Consider the following 5,526-nt stretch of genomic DNA (forward strand, 5'->3'; position numbering starts at 1 on the left):
CGGGCACGCGGCCCCGCAGAGGCACGCGAACCCGCACGGGCACGCGGCCCCGAACGAACGGCCGACCGCGCATGCGGATACCCGTGCCGCCGTCGACCCCGCAGGCACGGTGCCGGCTTCCGGCCGATCGGGGCCGATGCTCGCGGTATTGCTGTCGGCGTGGTTCCTGGCCCAGTTCGACTTCTTCGTGGTCAACGTTGCCGCGCCGTCGTTCGAACGCCGCCTGCACGCCGGCCCCGTTGCGCTCGAACTGATCGTCGGCGGCTATGCGTTCGCGTACGCCACCGGGATGATCACCGGTGGCCGACTGGGCGACAGGTTCGGATACCGTCGCGTCTTCGTCGTCGGCATGCTCGCCTTCACCGGTGCTTCGCTGCTGTGCGGCCTCGCGGCCGACCCCGGCCAACTCGTCGCGGCCCGTCTGCTGCAAGGTCTGGCCGGGGCGGTGATGGTGCCCCAGGTACTGGCACTGATCACCACGACCTTCCCGGCGTCGACGCGCGGTCGCGCCCTCGGCTGGTACGGCGTCGCCGGCGGCCTCGGCTCGATCGCCGGGCAGGTATGCGGCGGACTGCTGCTCGACGTCGGGATCCTCGGCCTGGGATGGCGGGTGATCTTCCTGATCAACGTGCCGATCGGGATCGTCGCCGCACTGCTCGCGGCCCGCCTGCTGCCACCCTCGCGTCCCGGGCCCCGGCGTACCCAGGACGCCGTGGGCGCGGCGAGCATCGCTCTCGTTCTCGCGCTGATCCTGGTCCCCGTCATGCTCGGACGCGATGCGGGATGGCCCGTGTGGACGTGGATCTGCCTGTTCGCGAGCCCGCTCGTGGCAATACCCGCCGTACGACGGCAACGGGCTCTCGCCGCGCGCGGCGCCGACCCGATCCTCGACCCGACGCTGTTCGCGAAACGGTCCTACCTCGCGGGAATCGCGGCGGTGACGGCGTTCATGGCCTACTTCGCGAGCTTCATGTTCACGCTCACCCTGCTGCTCCAGGGCGGCCTGGGACTCGGCGCGCTCGGCGCCGGGCTGGTGTTCGCGCCGATGGGCGTCCTGTTCTCCGTCACGGCGGCGGTCGGCTCCCGGCTGGTGGATCGCTTCGGCCTGGCAGTGGTCGTGTTCGGCGGCGTGCTGATCGACCTCGGACTGGGTGTGGGGGTACTCGCGTTGCACTTCGCGGGCGCAGACGTACCCCTCGCGTGGATCGTCGTGGCCGTCACGGCGGTGGGCGCCGGCAACGGCCTGGTCCTGCCCCGGTTGATCGGCGCGGCCCTGGTCGACGTGGCGCCGACCAAGGCCGGCATCGGTTCGGCCGTCCTGTCCACCGCCCAGCAGTTCGCGGGATCCGCGGGTGTCGCCGTCGTCGGCGCGGTGTTCTTCGCCGCGGTCGGGTCACGACCGCACGCGGCGGCCTACGTGGGGGCGATGCAGCGGTCGATGCTGATCGACATCGCCCTCGTCACCGTGGTCGTCGTGCTCGTCCACCGGCTCGGCCGGGCATCGCACCGGGCGCGATCGAAGTGACGGGCGAAGGCGGCCGGCCGGGGCTTGCCGGGTGCGGGCCTCCGACGACCCACGGGCCTTGCGGACGAGGGCGCCGCGGATCAGGGGAGGCGAGAGGGGTGGTCGCGGTGCCTGGGCGTTGCGCGAGGTAGGCGGTGTCGAGGGGGGAGTGGGCCGGGGCTGAGGAGGGAGGCAGGCCCCGCAACCGGGCGGCTGCGGTGAACGAGCCGGCCCGGCGGTGTACCGCGAGGAACGTGCACATTCGCGAGTAGCGGACGTGGGCGCGACGCAGATACGGACACAGGTCGTGGATACGGACGGGTCGTGGATACGGACGCGAGTCGTGGGTACGGGCGAACGCGAGTGTGAACGAACCGACCACTGCGGTACACGATGGCGCCTCGGCTGCCGGATCCCGATGCGAAACGACGGGGGCCGGGACCGGGAGCCGGGGCCGCTCGACGGAGAGATGTGACATGACCAGGATCCTGTTCGTGATGACCGGCTCCGACCACTGGACGCTGGCCGACGGTACCCGGCACCCGACCGGCTTCTGGGCCGAGGAGGCCGTCGCCCCGTACCGCGTCTTCACCGCGGCCGGCTACGACATCGCGGTCGCGACACCCGGCGGCGTGGTACCGCCGGTCGACAAGGGCAGCCTCGCCCCCGAGGTGAACGGCGGGCCGGAGGGCGCCGCCGACATGGTGGCCGGCCTCGACGAATTCACCGAACTGAAGCAACCGCTCACGCTCGCCGAGGTCGATCTCGCCGACTACGACGCGGTGTTCTACCCCGGCGGCCACGGCCCGATGGAAGACCTGCCCACCGACGCCGACTCGGGCCGCCTGCTCACCGCCGCGCTCGACTCGGGCAAGCCGCTCGGTGTCGTCTGCCACGCGCCCGCCGCGCTGCTCGCGGCCAAGCGGGGCGACGGGAACTGGCCGTTCGCCGGCTACCGGCTGACCGGCTTCACCAACGCCGAGGAGACCCAGGCCGGCTTCGCCGACAAGGCCGCGTGGCTGCTTCAGGACCGATTGACGGAACTCGGCGCCGACTTCCGCGAGGGCGAGCCGTGGGCCCCGTACCTGGTCGCGGACCGCAACCTGCACACGGGCCAGAACCCCGCCTCGTCGGCTCCGCTGGCGGCCGAACTGGTCAAGGTATTGGGCAAGGCGTCAGGCAACTGACGGCAGACCGTCGAGGCGAAGCCGGCGGGCACGAGCCGGTGAGCGGGCTACGGAGATCGCTCTGAGTGCTCGTGGCGCAGCGCGGGCGGAAGGGGACGACACGCCGACGGTGAGCGTCGAGGCGTATCACCGGTCCGGCCGCGGCGCGTCCGGTGCGCAGCCCGCCCACGATCGTGCCGTGGACGAGCAACGCGGACCGGCGCGTCGCGGGGGCCTTCGATGCGGCGCCCCGAGGCACCGCTGCGGCGACGTCAGTTCGTGGTGGCCGCCGCCGTTGAAGTGGTGGCCACCGACGCCGGCTTCCCGCTGTCCACGTCTCCGATGCCATCCGTACCACCGCTACCGTCGTCGCCGCCCGCCGGCCGCAGCAGTCCGCCCGCCGGTATCAGGATCGCGGTGAGTACGGCGACCATCGCGAACGAGACGCCCAGCGAGGACATGTCCGCGACCGCGCCCACGATCGCCGGTGAGAGCAGGCCGGACGTGTAGGTGACCGTCGCGACGCCGGCGATGGATCGGCTCGGGTCGTCCCCGAGCCGGCCCGCCGCGGCGAACGCGAGCGGCAGCACGGCCGATACGCCGATCCCGAGCAGGGCGAACCCCACCATGGCCGGCGCCGGTGTGTGGGCGGTGGCGACCAGTACCGCGCCCACCGTGGCCACGACCGCGCCGCCGCGTACCGTGCGGACGATCCCGATCCGGTCCACGACCGTGCCGGAGACCAGGCGGACGGCGGTCATGGTGCAGGCGAAGCCGGTGAACGAGAGCGCCGCGATCCCCGGCGACGCGCCGGCGATCTCCTTGAGGTGGATGGCACTCCAGTTCATCCCCGCGCCTTCGGCGAACACCGCGCAGAACGCGACCGCGCCGATCAGGAGCGCGCCGCGGCTCGGCAGCGCGAAGCGCGGAGGCGCGGCGGTGCCGGCCGAGGGCCGTGCGTCGAGCAGGTGTCGGCCGCTGAACCACCCCGCCGCGGCGAATACGACGGCGAGGCCGCCGAGTTGTACCCGGGCGTCCAAGCCGGCGAAGGCCGCAGCCGTACCGAGCCCGGCCCCGATGAGCGCGCCGGCGCTCCACATGCCGTGCAGCATCGGCAACGTGGAGCGGCGAAGCCGCTGTTCGATCACCAGGCCCTGGGTGTTCATCGCGACATCGGACATGCCCGCGCCCACGCCGAACAGGAGCAACCCCAGGCACAGCCACGGCAGTCCCGGCGCCGACATCGGCAGGATCGGGATCGCGCACCACAGCACGATCAGGCAACGCAACGCGCCGCGGCCGCCGTAGCGGTGGACGAGCGCGCCGGCCATCGGCATCGCGAGCGACGCGCCCACGGCGGGCGCGGCGAGCGCGAAGCCCAATTGTCCGGCGCTCAGATCGAGTCGGTCCTGAAGCCACGGCAGCCGCGACGAGAAGCCGCCGCTGACGGAGCCGTGCACCGCGAACAGCAGGCACGTGGCGATCCGGGCGCGGGCGGCCTCGGGATCGGGCGGGTGCGCGATGCCGGCGGCGGCATGGCCGGCGTCGGCGGGCGTTCGGTCGTCGTGGGCGACCGGCGCGGAATCCGGGTGGGAAGCGGAGTCTCGGCGGGGAGCGGAGCCCGGGTGGGAAGCGGAGCCCGGGTGGGAAGCGGCGTCTCGGTGGGGAGCAGGCGAGGGGGAGCGGCCGTCCGACGGAGTCGACGGGCGGTCGTCGGAGGACGCGGAAACGCGGTACTTCGAGAAAAAGGTGCGCCCGGAGGGCGGCTGTCGCTTCATGGTGCGATAAATTATCAGGCAGGTTTCCTGAAAGAAAGACTCTGCGAGGATCGCTCCCCATGACAGCCGCCCGCACCGCGACGCCGAGCACGGCCCGCGCGATCAACGACCGCCTTGCCCTCGACCTTCTGGTCGAGCACGGCCCGCTGACCGCCTCCCAGCTCAAGATCCTCACGGGGCTGTCCCGCCCGACCGTGGCCGACCTGGTCGAACGCCTTCAGGACGCCGGCCTGCTACACCTCGTGGGCGAGGCGGGCGCGCGCCAACGCGGCCCCAACGCCCGCCTGTACGGCCTGGTGGCCGAACGCGCGCACATCGCCGGCCTCGACATCCGGCTCGACGTGGTCGAGGTCGCCGTCGCCGACCTGGCCGGCAGCACGATCGCGTCGGCCACGCTCGACGTACCCCCGGACAGCGACCCGGACCGGGCCGTCCACGACGTACTGGCCCTGCTCGACGCCACCACCGACGCGGCCGGCGCCGACACGTTGCACACCGTCGCGGTCGGCGTCCCCGGCCTGATCGACCCCGCGACCGGCGTTCTGCACGCGGCCTGCGACGGCCTGCCGGGATGGCACGCGCGCCTGGTCGCCGCCCTGCGCGAGCGGGGCAGCGTGGTCCTGGAGAACGAGGCCAATCTCGCGGGCATCGCCGAACAACGCCTGGGCGCCGCCCGCGGCCTCGACACGTACGTCCTGGTTTGGCTCGGCGCGGGCATCGGCGCGTGCGTGGTCCTGGACGGCCGGCTTCGGCGCGGGGCCTCGGGAGGTAGCGGCGAGTTGGGGTTCCTGCCCGTACCCGGCACCGGTCGGCTCCCCACGTGCACCGACTGCAAGGGCGGCTTCCACTCCCTCGCCTCCGGCGGCGCGATCGAGTTGTTGGCGACCGACTTCGGACTGGTCGGCAGCGCCGAGGACGTGGTGCGCAGCGCCGCGACGGACGCCACCGGGGCCGGCGCGGCCCTGCTGGACGCACTCGCCGAACGCCTGGTCCTGGGCGTCGCCGCGCTCACGGTCATCCTCGACCCCGGCTGTGTGGTCCTCGGCGGCGAAACCGGCCGCGCCGGCGGCACCCCGCT

At 73.1% G+C, this 5,526-nt stretch carries 4 protein-coding genes; 3 read left to right on the forward strand and 1 reads right to left on the reverse strand.

Annotated features, from left to right (window positions below):
* Both GT354_RS03785 and GT354_RS03790 read left to right on the forward strand, forming a co-directional pair.
* A partial coding sequence (locus GT354_RS03785) for an MFS transporter (RefSeq protein ID WP_237534347.1) occupies nucleotides 1-1,525 on the forward strand: 1,525 nt, incomplete at its 5' end.
* Between the two features lie 455 nt (nucleotides 1,526-1,980).
* Nucleotides 1,981-2,691: a type 1 glutamine amidotransferase domain-containing protein gene (locus GT354_RS03790; RefSeq protein ID WP_161354732.1), complete on the forward strand. Its 711-nt coding sequence runs from the start codon at nucleotides 1,981-1,983 to the stop codon at nucleotides 2,689-2,691.
* A gap of 251 nt (nucleotides 2,692-2,942) precedes the next feature.
* On the opposite strand, the gene GT354_RS03795 is transcribed toward GT354_RS03790, so the two are convergent.
* Complete coding sequence (locus tag GT354_RS03795) at nucleotides 2,943-4,448, reverse strand: MFS transporter (protein WP_161354733.1); 1,506 nt, start codon at nucleotides 4,446-4,448, stop codon at nucleotides 2,943-2,945.
* 59 nt (nucleotides 4,449-4,507) lie between these two features.
* On the opposite strand from GT354_RS03795, the gene GT354_RS03800 reads away from it, so the two are divergent.
* The coding region (locus GT354_RS03800) for an ROK family transcriptional regulator (protein WP_161354734.1) at nucleotides 4,508-5,526 on the forward strand (1,019 nt) is incomplete at its 3' end.

The organism is Streptomyces sp. SID3343 (assembly GCF_009865215.1).
GTDB lineage: Bacteria > Actinomycetota > Actinomycetes > Streptomycetales > Streptomycetaceae > Embleya.